The organism is Saccharothrix variisporea, assembly GCF_003634995.1.
Lineage (GTDB): Bacteria > Actinomycetota > Actinomycetes > Mycobacteriales > Pseudonocardiaceae > Actinosynnema > Actinosynnema variisporeum.
Genome location: NZ_RBXR01000001.1, coordinates 1,719,044 through 1,735,863 on the forward strand (window position 1 = coordinate 1,719,044; position 16,820 = coordinate 1,735,863).

General features: G+C 72.1%; 18 protein-coding genes and 1 pseudogene. 10 read left to right on the plus strand and 9 right to left on the minus strand.

Going from position 1 to position 16,820, the window contains the following annotated elements:
- Positions 1 to 14: 14 nt before the first annotated feature.
- From DFJ66_RS07250 to DFJ66_RS07280, 7 genes are all read left to right on the plus strand, one after another.
- Positions 15 to 917 carry a bifunctional helix-turn-helix transcriptional regulator/GNAT family N-acetyltransferase gene (locus tag DFJ66_RS07250; RefSeq protein ID WP_121219157.1) on the plus strand — a complete coding sequence of 301 codons (903 nt, stop codon included), beginning with the start codon at positions 15 to 17 and terminating at the stop codon, positions 915 to 917.
- A 60-nt stretch (positions 918 to 977) separates the two neighbouring features.
- Positions 978 to 1,373 carry a hypothetical protein gene (locus DFJ66_RS07255; protein ID WP_121219159.1) on the plus strand — a complete coding sequence of 132 codons (396 nt, stop codon included), beginning with the start codon at positions 978 to 980 and terminating at the stop codon, positions 1,371 to 1,373.
- A gap of 56 nt (positions 1,374 to 1,429) precedes the next feature.
- Complete coding sequence (locus DFJ66_RS07260) at positions 1,430 to 1,759, plus strand: DUF6236 family protein (protein ID WP_121219161.1); 330 nt, start codon at positions 1,430 to 1,432, stop codon at positions 1,757 to 1,759.
- Between the two features lie 38 nt (positions 1,760 to 1,797).
- Positions 1,798 to 2,559, plus strand: coding sequence for an IclR family transcriptional regulator (locus tag DFJ66_RS07265; RefSeq protein WP_121219163.1), 762 nt, complete (start codon positions 1,798 to 1,800; stop codon positions 2,557 to 2,559).
- Between the two features lie 103 nt (positions 2,560 to 2,662).
- Positions 2,663 to 3,373 (plus strand): MIP/aquaporin family protein, encoded by a 711-nt coding sequence (locus DFJ66_RS07270; RefSeq protein ID WP_121219165.1) that lies wholly within the window; start codon positions 2,663 to 2,665, stop codon positions 3,371 to 3,373.
- Between the two features lie 11 nt (positions 3,374 to 3,384).
- Positions 3,385 to 4,875: a glycerol kinase GlpK gene (glpK, locus tag DFJ66_RS07275; protein ID WP_121219167.1), complete on the plus strand. Its 1,491-nt coding sequence runs from the start codon at positions 3,385 to 3,387 to the stop codon at positions 4,873 to 4,875.
- Complete coding sequence (locus DFJ66_RS07280; RefSeq protein ID WP_121219169.1) at positions 4,868 to 6,403, plus strand: glycerol-3-phosphate dehydrogenase/oxidase; 1,536 nt, start codon at positions 4,868 to 4,870, stop codon at positions 6,401 to 6,403. Before glpK ends, DFJ66_RS07280 begins: the two co-directional genes overlap by 8 nt.
- A gap of 44 nt (positions 6,404 to 6,447) precedes the next feature.
- Here DFJ66_RS07280 and DFJ66_RS07285 read toward each other — a convergent pair whose 3' ends face one another.
- Positions 6,448 to 6,750: a hypothetical protein gene (locus DFJ66_RS07285; protein WP_121219171.1), complete on the minus strand. Its 303-nt coding sequence runs from the start codon at positions 6,748 to 6,750 to the stop codon at positions 6,448 to 6,450.
- Positions 6,751 to 7,010: 260 nt separating this feature from the next.
- Between DFJ66_RS07285 and DFJ66_RS07290 the strand changes: the two genes are divergently transcribed.
- Positions 7,011 to 7,235, plus strand: coding sequence for a hypothetical protein (locus DFJ66_RS07290; RefSeq protein WP_246029621.1), 225 nt, complete (start codon positions 7,011 to 7,013; stop codon positions 7,233 to 7,235).
- A gap of 57 nt (positions 7,236 to 7,292) precedes the next feature.
- Here the strand turns inward: DFJ66_RS07290 and prcA are convergent, their stop codons facing one another.
- From prcA to DFJ66_RS07315, 5 genes are all read right to left on the minus strand, one after another.
- The gene (gene prcA, locus DFJ66_RS07295) at positions 7,293 to 8,078 is read right to left on the minus strand and encodes a proteasome subunit alpha (protein WP_121219173.1); all 786 of its coding nucleotides are present in this window, start codon (positions 8,076 to 8,078) and stop codon (positions 7,293 to 7,295) included.
- Between the two features lie 40 nt (positions 8,079 to 8,118).
- Complete coding sequence (gene prcB, locus DFJ66_RS07300; RefSeq protein ID WP_121219175.1) at positions 8,119 to 8,970, minus strand: proteasome subunit beta; 852 nt, start codon at positions 8,968 to 8,970, stop codon at positions 8,119 to 8,121.
- Between the two features lie 34 nt (positions 8,971 to 9,004).
- A complete protein-coding gene (locus DFJ66_RS07305) occupies positions 9,005 to 9,199 on the minus strand; it encodes a ubiquitin-like protein Pup (protein ID WP_121219177.1) in 195 nt (64 codons plus the stop codon).
- An 84-nt stretch (positions 9,200 to 9,283) separates the two neighbouring features.
- Positions 9,284 to 10,777: a depupylase/deamidase Dop gene (gene dop / locus DFJ66_RS07310; protein WP_121219179.1), complete on the minus strand. Its 1,494-nt coding sequence runs from the start codon at positions 10,775 to 10,777 to the stop codon at positions 9,284 to 9,286.
- A gap of 53 nt (positions 10,778 to 10,830) precedes the next feature.
- Positions 10,831 to 13,302 (minus strand): FtsX-like permease family protein, encoded by a 2,472-nt coding sequence (locus DFJ66_RS07315; protein WP_121219181.1) that lies wholly within the window; start codon positions 13,300 to 13,302, stop codon positions 10,831 to 10,833.
- 106 nt (positions 13,303 to 13,408) lie between these two features.
- On the opposite strand from DFJ66_RS07315, the gene DFJ66_RS07320 reads away from it, so the two are divergent.
- Positions 13,409 to 13,906, plus strand: a complete 498-nt coding sequence (locus DFJ66_RS07320; protein ID WP_121219183.1) for an NUDIX hydrolase — start codon at positions 13,409 to 13,411, stop codon at positions 13,904 to 13,906.
- The gene (locus tag DFJ66_RS07325; protein ID WP_246030177.1) at positions 13,903 to 14,193 is read left to right on the plus strand and encodes a DUF6191 domain-containing protein; all 291 of its coding nucleotides are present in this window, start codon (positions 13,903 to 13,905) and stop codon (positions 14,191 to 14,193) included. The genes DFJ66_RS07320 and DFJ66_RS07325 overlap by 4 nt, the downstream gene beginning before the upstream one ends.
- Here DFJ66_RS07325 and DFJ66_RS07330 read toward each other — a convergent pair.
- The 3 genes and pseudogenes from DFJ66_RS07330 to DFJ66_RS07340 form a co-directional block, all read right to left on the minus strand.
- Entirely contained in the window at positions 14,165 to 15,085 is a 921-nt protein-coding gene (locus DFJ66_RS07330; RefSeq protein ID WP_121219185.1) for an aldo/keto reductase, read from the minus strand. The genes DFJ66_RS07325 and DFJ66_RS07330 overlap by 29 nt on opposite strands.
- A gap of 48 nt (positions 15,086 to 15,133) precedes the next feature.
- Complete coding sequence (locus DFJ66_RS07335) at positions 15,134 to 15,901, minus strand: ABC transporter permease (protein ID WP_121219187.1); 768 nt, start codon at positions 15,899 to 15,901, stop codon at positions 15,134 to 15,136.
- A pseudogene (locus DFJ66_RS07340) lies at positions 15,898 to 16,799 on the minus strand (ABC transporter ATP-binding protein). Before DFJ66_RS07340 ends, DFJ66_RS07335 begins: the two are co-directional and overlap by 4 nt.
- Positions 16,800 to 16,820: the final 21 nt, after the last annotated feature.

Consider the following 16,820-nt stretch of genomic DNA (forward strand, 5'->3'; position numbering starts at 1 on the left):
TGAGGGGGTCAACGATGTCGGTGGCAGATGTCCGGGCGTTCAACCGCTTCTACACCGGGGTGATCGGCATCCTCGACAACGCCTACCTGGACTCCCCGTACTCGTTGACCGAGGTCCGCGTGCTGTTCGAACTGTCCACGGGCGTCGCGGAGACCGCCGCCCTGCGCACCGGCCTGGGCCTGGACGCCGGCTACCTCAGCCGCATCCTGACCCGCTTCGACCGCGAGGGCCTGATCACCCGCTCGCCGTCCCCCGACGACGCCCGCCGCCAGGTCGTCGGCCTGACCGACGCCGGCCGGACCGTGCTGGCCGACCTCGACGCCCGCTCGAACGCCGAGATCGGGGCGCTGCTCGACCGCGTGCCGCCGTCCGACCTGGCGTCCCTGGTCGGGGCCATGCGACGGATCCAGCGCCTGCTCACCGGGGCCGAGCCCACCTACCTACTGCGCCCCCTCAAGCCCGGCGACCTGGGCTGGGTCGTGCACCGGCACGGCGTCCGCTACGCCGAGGAGCGCGGCTGGGACCAGACCTTCGAAGCGCTGGTCGCCCGGATCGTCGCCGACTACGTCGAACACCACGACCCGCACCGGGAGGCGGCGTGGATCGCCGAGGTGGACGGCGAGCCGGCCGGGTCGATCTTCTGCGTGAAGGCCGACGAGCACACCGCCCAACTGCGCCTGCTGCTGGTCGAGCCCCAGGCCCGGGGCCTGGGCGTGGGAAAACGCCTGGTCGAGGAGTGCGTCCGCTTCGCCCGCGGCGCCGGCTACCGGCGGATCGTGCTGGAGACGGTGTCCGACGTCGAGGTGGCCCGCGGCATCTACAAGCGCGCCGGGTTCGAGCCCGTCGAAGCCAAGCCGGTCCGCAAGTGGGGCGCGGACCTGGTCGAGGAGACCTGGACACTCGACCTGCGAGTGTGACAGTCCGCACCGGAGCGACGACATACGGTCGAAGGCGCCGCTCCCACCGGAGGTCGACCCGTGCACCCAATCGCCCTCTACTACCCCTACGTCCACCTCCGCGACGAGCGCTGGCTCAAATGCGCCGCGCTCTACTGGCCGCGCCTGGCCAGGCTCCGGGTCGGCGACTACACGCCCGAAGACTCGCCCACGGCACGCGCGCTCGCCCAGGAACTGGACTGGCTGCTCGAAGTAGACCCTCGGCGCGCCGCCATGTCGGTGGAGAAGTTGCACCCGATCACCGACCAGCCTTCGGCGCACGCCGCCTTGTCCGGCTGGACGCTGCCGAAGCTGACCGAGGTGCTGCTCGGTGACGGCTTCACGGGACCCGCTCGATCCGACGCGCTGGACCTGTTCGTGCTCACAGCCTTCGAGACCTTGGTCCCCGCCGACCCGGACGGCAGGCGGCGGGCCTGACGGACCTGACCGACGTCCGCGACGTCGAGGTCTACCGGGCCTACCTCGAGGACGAGGTGCGGAGCAAGGTCAGCCGGGAACTGGACCGCCTCAAGCGCGAACTCCGGGGTGTCGGGTTCGAGTCGGTGAAGGCGCTGGTGAACATCAAGTCGCCGCTGTCCTTGCCGTCGGGGGTGGCCGCCGCCGCCACGTGGGCAGGGGTGCCGGTGGAGGCCACAGCGCCCGCGGCACTGGCTTCCGCCGTCGTCGCCGTGCCGGTGAGCGCGCGGGCGAAGCGGCGGAAGGTCGTGGCCGACTCGCCCGTCGGGTACCTGTTCCGGGTCGAGCGGGAGTTGGACCCCAGCGGGATGGTGCGCCGCCTGTGGCGCACGCTCGTGCCACGTTGATTCGACATGGTCGAACGGTTCCGCGCTAGAGTGATCGCGTGCCCGGTCCGATCCAGTCCATCGAGCGGGCAGCCGCGGTGCTGCGGCTGCTTGCCAGTGGTGCGCGTCGGATGGGGGTCGGCGAGCTCGCCCGAGCGCTGGAGCTGCCCAAACCCACCGTGCACGGCATCCTGCGCACGCTCCAGCTGGTCGGCTTCGTCGAACAGAGCCCCGACACCGGCAAGTACCAGCTGGGCGCGGCGCTGTTCCACATCGGTTCCAGCTACCTCGACGGCAACGAGCTGCGCACCCGCGCGCTGAACTGGTCGGACTCGCTGGCCGCCCGCAGCATGGAGAGCGTCCGCATCGGCACGCTGCACGAGGGCCAAGTCCTGGTCGTGCACCACGTCTTCCGGCCGGACAACTCCCGCCAGGTGCTCGAAGTGGGCGCACTGCTGCCCGCGCACGCCAGCGCCCTGGGCAAGGTCCTGCTGGCCAACGACCCCGTCGGGCACGTCGACGACGAGCCGCTCAAGGCGTTCACCTCCGCCACGATCACCGACCTCGACCGGCTCAGCGACGCGTTGGAGCAGGTCAGACAGCGTGGGTGGGCGTTCGAAGCGGAGGAGCTGGTCGAGGGTGAGGTGTCGCTCGCCGCGCCCATCCGGGACCGGCGGGCGGTGACGGTCGGCGCGATAGGGATCTCCGGACCCATCGAGCGGCTGTGCGATGGCGACCGGCAGCCGCGCACCGAGCTGGTGTCCTACGTGCGTGAGGCCGCGCGGTCGATCTCGCGCGAGCTCGGCGCCATCCCCTGGTAAATCGGCTGTTTCCGGAGGGTTGACATCTTGTGAGCGTCGGCACAGGATTCACGCGCACCGTACGACATTGTCGAACGGCATTCAGGCCAGAGAGGGCGCGCGGATGACCAACCAGTCGATCTTCATCGGGGAGTTCCTGGGCACCGCCCTGCTGTTGCTCCTGGGCAACGGCGTGGTGGCGGGTGTGGTGTTGGCGAGGTCGAAGTCCAACGGGGCCGGCTGGGTGGTGATCACGTTCGGCTGGGGCTTCGCCGTGCTGGCGGCGGCCTACGCGACCGCGCCCCTGTCCGGCGCGCACCTCAACCCCGCGGTGACGCTGGGCCTCGCGATCCACTCGGGCGACTGGGCCACCGTGCCGCTCTACCTGGTCGCCCAGTTCCTCGGCGCGTTCGTCGGCGCGGTCCTGTGCTACCTGGCCTACCTGGGCCAGTTCAAGGCCAACGAGGGCGAGGTGCTCGGGATCTTCTCCACCGGTCCCGAGATCCGCAACACCGTGCAGAACCTGCTCACCGAGGTCATCGCGACGTTCGTGCTGGTCTTCGTCATCCTGGCCACCGGCCAGACCAAGGGCCTGTCCACCTCGGGCACCGGCGTGCTGATCGTCGCGCTGCTCGTGGTCGGCATCGGCATGTCCCTCGGCGGCCCCACCGGGTACGCCATCAACCCCGCGCGCGACCTCGGTCCCCGCATCGCGCACGCCGTCCTGCCGATCCCCGGAAAGGGTGGATCGGACTGGGGATACGCCTGGATCCCCGTCGTTGGTCCGCTGATCGGTGGAGCATTTGCCGGTCTGGTCGACATCGCCGTCTTCTGAGGAGCAACCCCGTGAGCACTTACATCGCCGCCATCGACCAGGGCACCACGTCATCGCGCTGCATCGTCTTCGACCACGGCGGCGGCATCGTCTCCGTGGCGCAGAAGGAGCACCGGCAGATCTTCCCCAAGCCCGGCTGGGTCGAGCACGACGCCGAGGAGATCTGGGCCAACGTGCTGGACGTGGTGCACGGCGCCCTCCAGAAGGCGTCGCTGACCGTCCACGACCTCGCCGCGGTCGGCATCACCAACCAGCGCGAGACCACCGTCGTGTGGGACAAGGCGACCGGCGTCCCCGTGCACAACGCGATCGTCTGGCAGGACACCCGCACCGACCAGCTGGTCAAGGAACTGGGCGACCAGGACCGCTTCCGCGACAAGTGCGGCCTGCCGCTGGCCACCTACTTCTCCGGCCCGAAGCTGCGTTGGCTGCTCGACCACGTCGACGGCCTGCGCGAGCGCGGTGAGCGGGGCGAGGTGCTGTTCGGCACCATGGACACCTGGCTGATCTGGAAGCTCACCGGCCGCCACGTCACCGACGTCACCAACGCCAGCCGCACCATGCTGATGAACCTGGAGACGCTCGACTGGGACGACGAGCTGGTCGAGGCGATCGGCGTGCCGAAGGCGATGCTGCCGGAGATCCGCTCCTCCGCCGAGGTCTACGGCCACGCGACCGGCACCCTCGAAGGCGTCCCGGTGGCCTCCGCGCTGGGCGACCAGCAGGCGGCCCTGTTCGGCCAGACCTGCTACTCCCCCGGCGAGGGCAAGTGCACCTACGGGACCGGCAGCTTCCTGCTGGTCAACACCGGTGACAAGCCGATCCTGTCGCAGAACGGCCTGCTCACCACGGTCGGCTACAAGATCGGCGACCAGCCCGCGTCCTACGCGCTCGAAGGCGCGATCGCGGTGACCGGCGCGCTGGTGCAGTGGTTCCGCGACAAGATGGGCCTGATCTCGTCCGCTCCCGAGATCGAGACGCTGGCCCGGTCGGTCGAGGACAACGGCGGCGCGTACTTCGTGCCCGCGTTCTCCGGCCTGTTCGCGCCGCACTGGCGCTCCGACGCGCGCGGCGTCATCGCGGGCCTCACCGGCTACATCGACAAGGGCCACATCGCGCGCGCCGTGCTGGAGGCGACCGCGTGGCAGACCCGCGAGGTCGTGGACGCGATGAACGCCGACTCCGGCGTGGACCTGACGACGCTGAAGGTCGACGGCGGCATGACCGCCAACAACCTGCTGATGGGTTTCCTGGCCGACGTCCTGGACGTGCCCGTGGTGCGCCCGATCATCGCCGAGACCACCTGCCTGGGCGCGGCGTACGCGGCCGGTCTGGCGGTCGGCTACTGGTCGGACACCGAGTCGCTGCGGGAGAACTGGCACAAGGCCGCCGAGTGGCTGCCGTCCATGGACGCGAAGACCAGGGACAAGGGATACCGCAAGTGGAAGAAGGCGGTCGAGCGGACCGTCGGCTGGATCGACGAGGACGACAACGATGAGTGAGCAGCGGGCCAGGGCACGCGAGGCGCTGGGACAGGGCGCGTTCGACCTGGTCGTGATCGGTGGCGGCGCCCTGGGCATCGCCACGACGTGGGCGGCGGCCCGGTCGGGCCTGCGGGTGGCGCTGGTGGAGGCCGGTGACTTCGCCGGCGCCACCTCCAGCGCCTCGTCCAAGCTCGTGCACGGCGGGCTGCGGTACCTGGCGATGGGCCCGAGCGCCGTGCCGATGGTGCGCGAGAACCACGCCGAACGGCGCGCGCTGGGCGACCGGTTGGCGCCGCACCTGGTCCGGCCCCTGCCGTTCCTGGTGCCGGTCTACCGGGGCGGGCCGCACTCGCGGCCCGTCCTGGGCGCGGGCGTGATGCTGTACTCGGCGCTGTCCGGGTTCGGCGACGGCTTGGGCAAGGTGCTGTCGGTGCGGCGGGCCCAGGAGTACGTGCCGCAGATCCGGACGACCGGCCTGCGCGGCGCGGCCCTGTACTACGACCACCAGATGAACGACAGCCGCGTCGCCATCACGGCGGCGCGCGCGGCGGCCGAGGCCGGGGCGGTCCTCCTGAACCACGTCGAGGTGGTGGCCCTGCGCAAGCGCGGCTCCCTCGTCACCGGCGTGGAGCTCCGCGACCGCCTGGACGGCTCGTCCTTCGGGGTGGACGCCACGGTGGTGGTCAACGCGACCGGCCCGTGGCTGGACGTGGTGCGCCGCATGGAGGACCCGTCGGCCGCGCCGAGCATCCGCCTGTCCAAGGGCGCGCACCTGGTGCTGCGGACGGACACCCCGTGGCGTGCGGCCATGACCATCCCGGTGGACGACGTGCGCGTGTCGTTCGCGATCCCGTGGGAGGGCCAACTCCTCCTCGGTACGACCGACGAGGCCTACGAAGGCGACCCCGCCGAGGTGTCGTGCTCGGAGGCCGACATCGCGCAGATCCTGGGCGAGGCGTCCACCGGCATCCAGTCCGAGGCTCTGGACCGGTCCAAGCTCGCCTACTCCTTCGCGGGCCTGCGCGTGCTGCCCGGCGGGGCGGGCGACACCAGCCACGCCAAGCGCGAAACGGTCATCACCGCGGGCCGCGGCGGCATGATCAGCGTGGCCGGCGGCAAGTGGACCACGTTCCGCCGCATCGGCGGCGCCGTCCTGGCACGGGTGGGCGAGGCCCTGGGCCGCGACCTGTCCCACGCCTTCGACGGCGTCCCGTCCGCCCTCCCCGGCGCGGCTCTGCCCGATCGGGTGGGTGCCGTGTTGGAACGCGAACTCCCCACCTTGCCCGACGACGTGGTCAAGCACCTGGCCACGCACTACGGCACGGTGAGCCACGAGGTCCTGGCCCTGGCCCTGGAGGACCCGAGCCTGTTGGACCGCGTGCACCCGGACGGTCCCGACATCTGGGCCCAGGTCGCACACGCGAAGCGCTACGAGTGGGCGACGGAGGTGGACGACGTCCTGCGCCGCCGGACCACGGTCGTGGTGCGCGGCCTGGACACCCCGTCGGTCCGCGAGCGCACGGGCCGACTGCTGGCCACCGCCTGACCACCTGGTGGGGGTCGGCTGGCGAGCCGGCCCCCACCAGGCGCTCATCGAACCGGGTCCCGACGCGCGACCGACCGCACCGCCAGCGCGACCAGGCCCAACAGGCCGATCTGGCCGGCGACCAGGCCGAGCGTCGCCCACACCGGGAAGTCCGCCGGCACGGCCCGGACGGTGAGCGCGGGGCCGACCAGCACCCCGACCGACACCACCGCGTACCCGGCCGCGGTGAGCAGGCGGGGAGCCTGGCCGGGTGGCACCGCCACCTCGACCCGCAGACCCGTCTTCTCCACGCGGATCCGTGCCGCGGACGTGGGTTCTTCCACCCGGTCCGCTTCTCCTGCACCCATGCGCCAGCGTCCTTCCGCTCGGCCGGTCGGGGCCCGGGCCGGACCCCATGCACACCGGCGACCCTCCGATCCCCCGGATCCCCCCAGGCCCCCTCGGTGTGGGGGTTCGGCGGGTCGGCTGGTCGGACGCACTCGCATGAAGCGACTCCCACTGTAACGCGCAGCACACGAACTGACCAGATTCCCCACATGCTCCGCACCGAAAATGTGGCTCGACCGCACCGGCGGGGTTAGCCTGGGTCCGAGAGCGGGAGGTGCGCATGGCCGAACGGCCGGCTGTCGTGGAGCGCGTCAACGTGGCGCTGATCGCCGAAGCAGCGGCGGCGCTGGGCGAGTTGCAGGCGCGCACCGGGCTGAAGAAGGTGGACCTGGTCAACAGGGCCCTGCTGGTCTACGAGTTCATCGACGCCGAGCTGCGCGCGGGCAACAACGTCGTGCTGCGCGACCCCGACGGGCGCGACCAGCTGGTCAAGATCTTCCTGTGAGGACGGCGAAGGCCCCCGAGGGATCGCGGGGGCCTTCGCCGAGGTGGTGCGGCAGAGCTACTTCTCGTCGCCGTTGGGCGGCAGTTGCACGTCCGTCACCGGCTTCTTCTTGCCGCCCTTCGCCGGCGCGGCCGGGGTGTCGGCGGGCAGCAGCGGGGTCAGGGCCGCGCCGCTGATGCGGCGGAAGGCTCGGCGGGGGCGGTTGCGTTCCAGGACCGCCACCTCCAGCTTCGGCTGGTCGAGCAGTTCCGGCTTGCCGTTGCCGGTGCTCGTGCTGCCGGCGCTGAGGGCCTTCACCGCCACGCCCACGGCCTCGGCCAGCGGCAGGTTCTCGGCGTAGGCGTCCTTCAGGGCGTTGCCGGTCGCCTCGGCCTGCCCGCCCATCACGACGTACTGCGGCTCCTCCACGATCGACCCGTCGTAGGTCAGCCGGTAGAGGGTGTCCTCCTCGGGTTCCGTGCCGACCTCGGCGACGCAGATCTCCACCTCGAGCGGCTTGATCTGCTCGCTGAACACCGAGCCCAGGGTCTGCGCGTACACGTTCGCCAGCGACCGGCCCGTCACGTCGCGCGGGTCGTTCTGGTAGCCGCGGATGTCGGCGAAGCGGATGCCCGCCTGGCGCAGGTTCTCGAACTCGCTGTACCGACCCACGGCCGCGAAGCCGATGCGGTCGTAGATCTCGGAGACCTTGTGGAGGGTCGACGACGGGTTCTCCGCCACGAACAGCACGCCGTCGGCGTAGCGCAGCACGACCACGCTGCGGCCCCGGGCGATGCCTTTCCGGGCGTACTCCGAGCGGTCCCGGAGGATCTGCTCGGGTGAGGCGTACAACGGCAGGGTCACTGGTGCGGCTCCTACAAGTCGGCGGGTGGGGAGGAGAAGCTCAGCCCGTGGGGCTGGACCGGCGGCCTTCGACGACCGCCTCGGCGTGCGCGGCGGCCTGCTCGTCGGTCAGCTGCACGGCGCCCTCGGCGCCGGTGATCGTCACGACCACCGGGTAGATCTTCCGGATCACGTCCGGCCCGCCGGTGCCCGAGTCGTCGTCGGCCGCGTCGTAGAGCGACTCGACCGCGGTGCGCACGGCCTTCTCGACCTCCGCGTCCGGGTCGTAGAGCTTCTTCAGCGCCGACTTGGCGAACACCGAGCCCGAGCCCACGGCCGCGTAGCCCTGCGTCTCCTCGTACCGGCCGCCGGTGACGTCGTAGGACACGATCCGGCCGGCGCGGTCGGGGTCGGGCGCGTCGGTGTCGAAGCCCGCGAACAGCGGCACGACCGCCAGGCCCGCCAGCGCCGCGTCGAGGTTGCCCTTGATCATCGCCGAGAGCCGGTTCGCCTTGCCGTCCAGCGACAGCGAGACGCCCTCGATCTTCTCGTAGTGCCGCAGCTCGACCGCGAACAGCCGGACGATCTCGACCGCGATGCCCGCCGTGCCCGCGATGCCCACCGCCGAGTAGTCGTCGGTGACGAAGACCTTCTTCATGTCGCGCTGGGCGATCATGTTGCCCATCGTGGCGCGCCGGTCGCCCGCGATCACCACGCCGCCCTTGAACGTCAGCGCCACGATCGTGGTGCCGTGCGGCGCCTGCACGACCGAGCCCTCGGGGTAGTGCCGCGCGGAAGGCAGCAGTTCGGGGGCTTGGGCGCGCAGGAAGTCGGTGAACGACGACGACCCCGGCCGGAGGTAGGCCGGGGGCAGCGACGCGGCCGGGTAGTGCCCGGTCGAGCTGTGGTCCATAGGTGCGTTTTTCTCCTAGATCCGCAGGTGGCTGCTACTCGCCGCCCTTTTGCACGTACGCGCGGACGAAGTCCTCGGCGTTCTCCTCCAGCACGTCGTCGATCTCGTCGAGGATGGCGTCCACGTCCTCGCCGAGCTTCTCGCGGCGCTCCTGACCGGCGGCGGCTGCGCCGTCGGCACCGTCGTCGCCGTCGCCGCCGCCCTGCTTCTGGACCTGTTCCTGGGCCATGTCGACCTCCCCGTTTCAGCGGTCCTTGCGGTCAACATTACCCATCAGGTCCGACATTTGGTGCCTGCCACTCGGGTTTGTCGATCAACCGCGGGTGAGTGCCTCCACGAGCTGCTCGGCGGTGTCCGAGGCCTCCAGCAGCGCCCCGACGTGGGCTTTCGTCCCGCGCAGGGGCTCCAGTGTGGGGATGCGGACGAGGGATTCGCGCCCGAGGTCGAAGATCACGGAGTCCCACGAGGCCGCCGCCACCGAGGTGGGGTAGCGCTCCAGGCACCGGCCGCGGAAGTAGGCGCGGGTGTCCTCCGGCGGCGCGAGCACCGCGGCCCGCACCTCCTCCTCGCTGACCAGGCGTTTCATCGAGCCGCGGGCGACCAGCCGGTTGTACAGGCCCTTGTCCAGCCGCACGTCGGAGTACTGCAGGTCGACCAGGTGCAGCCGGGGCGAGCCCCAGGCCAGGCCGTCGCGCGCCCGGTAGCCCTCCAGCAGGCGCAGCTTGGCGGGCCAGTCCAGCCGGTCGGCGCACTCCTGCGGGTCGCGGGCCAGCGCGTCGAGCACCTCGCCCCACACGCGCAGCACCTCGCGGTCGCCGGTGCCCTCCTTGTCGATGAACTCGGAGGCGCGCTCGAAGTAGGCGTACTGCAGGTCCAATCCGGTGAACTTGCGCCCGCCGGCCAGCTCGACGCGGGTCTTGAGGGTCGGGTCGTGGCTGATCTGGTGCACCGCGCGCACCGGGTCCTGCAGGCGCAGGTCGTCGAAGCGGCGGCCGGCCTCGATCATGTCCAGCACCAGCGAGGTGGTGCCGACCTTGAGGTAGGTGGAGTACTCGGCCAGGTTCGCGTCGCCGATGATGACGTGCAGCCGGCGGTACTTGTCGGCGTCGGCGTGCGGCTCGTCGCGGGTGTTGATGATGCCGCGCTTGAGCGTGGTCTCCAGGCCGACCTCGACCTCGATGTAGTCCGAGCGCTGGGACAGCTGGAAGCCCGCCTCCTCGCCGGACGGGCCGATGCCGACCCGCCCGGAGCCCACCACGACCTGGCGGGACACGAAGAACGGCGTGAGACCCGCGATCACGGCGGTGAACGGGGTGCTGCGCTGCATCAGGTAGTTCTCGTGGGTGCCGTAGCTGGCGCCCTTGCCGTCCACGTTGTTCTTGTACAGCTGCAAGCGCGGCTGGCCGGGGACGGTGGCGGCGCGCATGGCCGCCTCCTCCATGACCCGCTCCCCCGCCTTGTCCCAGATCACCGCGTCGCGCGCGTTGGTGACCTCGGGCGCGGAGTACTCGGGGTGGGCGTGGTCGACGTAGAGCCGGGCGCCGTTGGTGAGGATGACGTTGGCGGCGCCGAGGTCCTCCACGTCGCTGTCGCCGGGGTGGCCGCCGGGCGCGCCGAGGTCGAAGCCGCGGGCGTCGCGCAGCGGCGACTCCACCTCGTAGTCCCAGCGCGCCCGCCGGGCCCGCGGTATGTCGGCGGCGGCCGCGTAGGCCAGCACCACCTGTGTGGAGGTGAGGACCGGGTTGGCGGTCGCGTCACCCGGCACCGCGATGCCGTACTCGACTTCGGTTCCCATGATCCGCCGCATACCCCGCAGCCTACGACGTACCACCGACATTCCGTGTGTGCCGCCGACGCGTTTCACCCGGCGGCCAGACCCGCCGCGGGCCGGATGCGGGACGCCCCGCGGGCCGGTCCGAAGGCCGCCAGGACGGCCAGCACGACCACGCCCGCACCCCCGACCAGCAGCGGGACCAGCGAGGCCGTGGGCCAGGCGAACACCCCGAAGGCCAGCAGCGTCAGCTCCGCGTACACCAACCCGAACAGACCCCCGCCGAGCACGCCTACCAGCGCCAACAGCACCGCCTCGGCCATCACGCCGCCTTGAAGGCCGCCCTTGGTGACGCCCAGTGCACGCCGCAGCGCCATCTCCTTGCGCCGCTCCTGCACGGAGATCGTCAAGGCGGTGCCGATGCCTGTCACGGCGACGGCCACGGACAGTCCCAGCAGCACCATCAGCATCAGGATGCCGAGGTCGAGATAGCGCTGATTCTGTGCGGTCGACTCGGCCCTGGTCCGCACGAGCACGGTCGGCGCGTCCTTCAACCCCGCCCGAACGGCGTCCTGGAACGCGGCCGGGTCGGTCCCCGGGCGCAGCGCCACCAGCACGCGGGAGGCCGGTGCGAGGGTCGTGTCGGCGATGATCGCGTCCACGTGGTCGACCAGCGTGCTGGGCACCGTGCCGACGAACGTGCCCGTCCGCGCGCCGCCGGGCAGCCCGTCGAGGGTGACCGGCTGCCCGACCACCGCGCCCATCTCGCGGGCCGTGTACTCGTCGAGCAGCACGGTGCCGGTCCGGAAGTCCGCGCCACCCGCGTGCTGCGCGGCCAGCCACGCCTTCATCCGTTCGGGGTCGACACCCGCCACGGTGGTCGGGATCTTGTCGCCGTCCTCGTCGGTCTGGGTCCCGCGGGCGGTGTGGAAGACGACGCTGCCCGCCACCTCGGGCCGGTTGACCGCGGCCGCCGCGGCCGCGTCCAGCGCCCGGCCACCGGAGTCCACGACCACGGCGTCGGGCCGGGGCTCGTTGCTGAACTCGTCCTCCAGCCGCTGCGCCGAGCCCACGGTGACGGCGAAGTAGGTGACCATCGCGGCGGACAGCAGCAGCGGCATCGCCACCGACGCCGACCGCTGCGGCACCCGCCGCACCTCGGCCGCCGCCAGCTTCCACTGCGCGCCGCCGAACCGGCTCGCGACCGACCCGAAGATCCGGCCCAGCCCCGGCACGACGACCGGTCCGAGCACGCCGAACAGGCCCGCGACCGCCGCGATGCCGGAGAACAGGATGAGGAAGATCGCCGCCATCGACCCCTTGGCCAGTACGCCCAGGACCGCCATCACCGCCGCCGCCACGACCAGGACCAGGCCGAACACCCGCCGGCGACGCACCACGGCCCGATCGGGCGTCTGCCCCTCGGACGTGCGCAGCGCGGCCAGCGGCGAGATCCGCGCGGCGGCCAGCGACGGCCGGACGGCGGCGAACGCGCTGAGCACCGCGGCGACCGACACGCCCAGCACCAGCTGCCACCCGGTCGGCAACAGCGGCGGGCTCAGCTCCACCGCGCCCAGCAGCGCGGACAGGCCCGTGACGTCGAACAGCCGCGCCAGCAGCCACGCCACCGTGCCGCCCAGCACCGAGCCCACCGCGCCCGCCACGGCACCGGTCAGCAGCGCTTCCAGCAGGTTCGACCACACCAGCGGGCCGCGGTGAGCGCCCAGGCAGCGCAGCAGGGCCGTGTGCCGCTGCCGCTGCGCGTAGACCGCGCGGAAGGTCGCCGACGCCACGAACACGGAGGTCGCCAACGCCAGGATGCTGAAGGGCAGGAACACCACGGTCAGGTCGTCGCCCAGCGGTTCGGTCCGCACGGAGGCCGCCGGGTCCACCCGGTAGCCCTCCCCCAGGGCCTGCGCGACCGCCGTCGCGTCACCGCCGATGACGTGCAGGGACAGGAAGTCCGGCGTGCCGCCCAGCCGGGCCGCCAGGCCCTCTCCCACGACGATCTTGGGCTCTTCGCCGGTCGCGCCGCGCTTGGTGATGCCCCGGACCACGACGTCGATCGGCTTGCCGGCGGCGTCGGCCACCTTCACCGACGCGCCGGGCCGCAGGCCGTGCTGGTAGGCGGTCACCCGGTCGACCGCGATCTCGCCGTCGCGGGCGGGTGACCGACCGTCCAGGATCGGCACCCGGCGCAGCCCGTCCCGGTCCACCTCGATGTCGGCCCGCGCCCGCTGCTCGCTCGCCCGGCCGTCCAGCAGCAGGTCCGCCTCGACCAGCCGCGCGGGCACGACCTGCCGCACCCCCGGCACCGCCGCGACCTTGTCCGCCACCGCCTGGTCGAGCACCGTGCGCTCGTAGGGCATCGTGCGGACCACCAGGTCGACGTCCGATGGGACGACCGGCGCACCGTCGTTGACCGCGCGGTCCATGGCTGTGCTGAGCATCAGGGACGCCAACAGACACGCAACGCCGACGACCAACGCGATACCGGGCAGCACCGCGCGACCAGGCCGAGCCCGGAACTCGGCGACCGCAAGGCGCAGGGATGTGGACAACTCTCCTCCTAGTGACACCGACCGCCACTGAAGGTAGGAACGCCGTTCGTCGCCGGGCGTCGGTCTGCGGTAGCAAGGTCCGGTACGACCTGGGGAGGATCTTGGCGTGGAACACGTGCTGGTGGTGGACGAGAACGGCACACCGGTCGGGTCGGCGACCCGGGAGCGGGTGCGCGCGGAGGGCCTGTGGCACGCCTGCGCGGCGATCGTCGTGCGGTCCCTGGACGGCGAACGGCTGTTCGTGCACCGCCGCACCGACACCAAGGACGTCTACCCCGGCTTGTACGACCCGACCTGCGGCGGCGTGGTCGCGGCGGACGAGACGCCGGACGAGTGCGCCGCGCGCGAGCTGGCCGAGGAGCTCGGCGTCCACGCCACCCCGGAGTTCTGCTTCACGACCCCGTTCGTGGACGGAACCATCCGCTACCTGGCGCACGTTTACCAGGTGCGCACGGACGGCCCGTTCACCCTCCAGCCCGAGGAAGTGGCGTGGGGCGGCTGGATGGACCTCGCCGACGTGCGCGCGAAGGTCGACGACCCCGAGTGGCCGGTGGTGCCGGACGGTCGGGCGCTGATCCTGGGGTGGTTCTCGTGCTGGGCATGATCTTCGCGATGTCGATCCCCGGCCTCGCCGTGCTGCTGGTGGCGCTGGCGGCCGGGGAACGGGTGTGGCGCGCCGTCCGCCGCCGCCGGGGTCACCCGGTCGTGTCGCGGGCGGCGTTCGACGAGTTCACCCAGATCATGCACGGCAGCAAGCGCATCGAGCTGGACGAGCGGCAGACCGAGCTGATGCGGCGCGACGACGAGGAGGACGGCGCTCCCCCGCGCGGTCCGATCGACCTCGACTCCGGCGCGGTCCGGCTCACTCCCAAGCCAGCGCCGCCCGCGTAGCCCAGTAGTCCGGCGCGGGTTCGGCCAGGTCAGCGAGGTCGCCGGGGTCCAGCTCGACCTCGCCCGCCCGCAGGTTGGAGCGCAGCTGGTCCACGCTCGCCGCGCCGGAGAGCACCACGTCCACCCACGGCTGGGCGCGCACGGCGGCCAGCGCGATCGCGTCCGGACCCACGTCGTGCTTGGCGGCCAGCTCGCGCACGGCGGCGGGCGGGTCCACGGCGAGCCGCCCGTTGGCCATGCCCTCCTTGACGAACACCTCCGCACCCGACTCGTGCGCCCACGCCAGCGCCGGCCCCACCGAGGGCTCCAGCACGTTCCAGGTGGACTGGACGGCCTCGAACAGCCGCCGCCCCTCGACCTCCAGGTCCAGGGCGCGGCGCACGGTGTCCGCCTGCTTCGGCCCCGAGGTGGAGAAGCCCAGGCGCACGCCCGAGTCGCGCAGCCGGCCCAGCGCGCCCAGCAGCTCGGGGTTGCCGAACAGCGGGCTGTCGTCGGTGAGCGAGTGCACCTTGTAGAGGCCGACGTGCGCGCCGAGCAGCGCTTCGGTCTCGGCCCACTGCCGGGTGAACCGCTCCAGCGAGTGCTCCTTGACCTCGTGCGTGTCGACGTCCCGCCGCCAGTCGGCGACGTACTCGTAGCCCCACTTGCTGGACACGCGCACGTCCCGGTGTCCCCGGTCGTCCAGCCACTGCGCCAGGAACTCCTCGGCCCGGCCGTAGGAGCGGGCCGCGTCCACTCTCCGCACGCCTGCCGCGTAGGCCGCGTCGAGCACGGCGTGGCACGCGGCGCGCATGGCGTCGACGTCCCGGTCGGCGGGCAGCGCGTGCTCGCGCCCCAGGTTGATGTAGGCCGGACGACCCAGGGCAGCGAGTCCAAGAGCGAAGTCGGGCACGCCGACACCGTAACCGGCGACCGTCGCCGGCCGCCGGTCACGCGCACCTCAGGCGTCTCGGCGCAGCAGCACCAGCGCACCGCCCCCGAGCGCGACCACGAGGTACGCCACCATCACCAGACCGGCTGCCCACTGCCCCAGCGGCGCACCCGGCAGCTCCCCCGCCAGCTGTGGGGCGAGGACCGGCGGCATGATCGCGTACAGCCGGTCGTTCCACGGCGCGGGCAGCAGCAGCGTGATGCCCGGCAGCACGAACAGCAGCCCGCACAACGTCACCAACGCGCCCGCGGTGGACCGCAGCAGGAAGCCCAGACCCAGCCCGAACAGGCCCATCGTGGTCAGCGAGGCCGTGTTCGCCAGCAGCGTCGGCACCGCCTCGGACAGCGAGTCGTAGGCCGAGATCGGCTTGGGCCGGTCGCCCGTGACCAGTTCGCCGAACAGGAACCCCAGGAACGTCACCACCGCACCCACGACCACCGACACCCCGCCGACGACGGCGGTCTTGGCCAGCAGCAGCGACCGGCGGCGCGGGACGCTGACCAGGGCCGTGCGGATCATGCCGCTGCCGTACTCCGAGGTCACCGCCAGCGCGCCCAGCACACCCAGCACGAACTGCCCGAACGGCAGCACCACCACGCCCGGGTCGGCCGTGCCGAAGTGGGCCTGCACGTCCGGCGGCTGGCTGTCGTAGTCGGCGGTCATCAGGTAGGACACCAGCACGCCCGCAGCCAGCGCCAGGACCAGCGCCACCAGCAGGTAGACCGTCGAGCGGACGGTCCGCAGCTTGAGGAACTCCGAGGCCGGCACGTCGGTCATCGGGCCACCGTCCGGTACTCCACGCTGTCGTCGGTCAGCTCCAGGTAGGCGTCCTCCAGCGACGCGCTGCGCGGGGTGAGCTCGTGCACCGGGATGCGCCGGTGGGCGGCGGCCTCGCCGATGTCGTAGGCGCTCAGGCCGTGCACCAGGAGTGCACCGTCCTCGTGCCGGACGGTCGCGCCGAGGCGTTCGACCACGGCCGCCAGTTCCCGCTGGTAGCCGCCCGGACCAGGACATCCCGCTGGAACCGCTCGGTCAGCTCCCGCATCGAGGCTTCGAGGATGAGCCGGCCGCGCCCGATCACCACGACCCGGTCGGCGGTCAGCGCCATCTCGCTCATCAGGTGGCTGGACACCAGCACCGTGCGGCCCTCCGCCGCCAGGCCGCGCATCAGGTGGCGGATCCAGCGGATGCCCTCCGGGTCCAGGCCGTTGACCGGTTCGTCGAACAGCAGCACCGCCGGGTCGCCGAGCAGGGCCGCCGCGACCCCCAACCGCTGCTTCATGCCCAGCGACAACGTGCCGACCCGGCGGCGTGCGACACCGGCGAGCCCGACCTGTTCCAGCACCTCCACGACCCGCTTGACGCCGATGCCGTTGCTGCGCGCCAGGACCCGGAGGTGGTTGTAGGCGCTTCGGCCGCCGTGCACGGCGTTCGCGTCGAGGAGCGCGCCGACGTGGTGCAGCGGTCGGGGGATGTCGGCGTAGCGCCGGCCGCCGACCAGGGCCTCGCCGCTGGTGGGGCGGTCCAGGCCGAGGACCGCGCGCATGGTCGTGGACTTGCCGGCGCCGTTGGGCCCGAGGAAGCCGGCCACGTAGCCGGGTTCGACCTGGAAGCTGAGCCCGTCCACGGCCCGGTGGGCGCCGTAGCGCTTGGTGAGTTCGCGTACTTCGATCACGGCCGCCAGCGTCGTCGGGCG

Excerpts from the sequence above, each read along its gene's own strand:
- DFJ66_RS07250 (WP_121219157.1), top strand. The coding sequence starts at position 15 with ATGTCGGTGGCAGATGTCCGGGCGTTCAACCGCTTCTACACCGGGGTG.
- DFJ66_RS07270 (WP_121219165.1), top strand. The coding sequence starts at position 2,663 with ATGACCAACCAGTCGATCTTCATCGGGGAGTTCCTGGGCACCGCCCTG.
- DFJ66_RS07280 (WP_121219169.1), top strand. The coding sequence starts at position 4,868 with ATGAGTGAGCAGCGGGCCAGGGCACGCGAGGCGCTGGGACAGGGCGCG.
- DFJ66_RS07285 (WP_121219171.1), bottom strand. The coding sequence starts at position 6,750 with ATGGGTGCAGGAGAAGCGGACCGGGTGGAAGAACCCACGTCCGCGGCA.
- DFJ66_RS07290 (WP_246029621.1), top strand. The coding sequence starts at position 7,011 with ATGGCCGAACGGCCGGCTGTCGTGGAGCGCGTCAACGTGGCGCTGATC.
- prcB (WP_121219175.1), bottom strand. The coding sequence starts at position 8,970 with ATGGACCACAGCTCGACCGGGCACTACCCGGCCGCGTCGCTGCCCCCG.
- DFJ66_RS07305 (WP_121219177.1), bottom strand. The coding sequence starts at position 9,199 with ATGGCCCAGGAACAGGTCCAGAAGCAGGGCGGCGGCGACGGCGACGAC.
- dop (WP_121219179.1), bottom strand. The coding sequence starts at position 10,777 with ATGCGGCGGATCATGGGAACCGAAGTCGAGTACGGCATCGCGGTGCCG.
- DFJ66_RS07325 (WP_246030177.1), top strand. The coding sequence starts at position 13,903 with ATGATCTTCGCGATGTCGATCCCCGGCCTCGCCGTGCTGCTGGTGGCG.
- DFJ66_RS07335 (WP_121219187.1), bottom strand. The coding sequence starts at position 15,901 with ATGACCGACGTGCCGGCCTCGGAGTTCCTCAAGCTGCGGACCGTCCGC.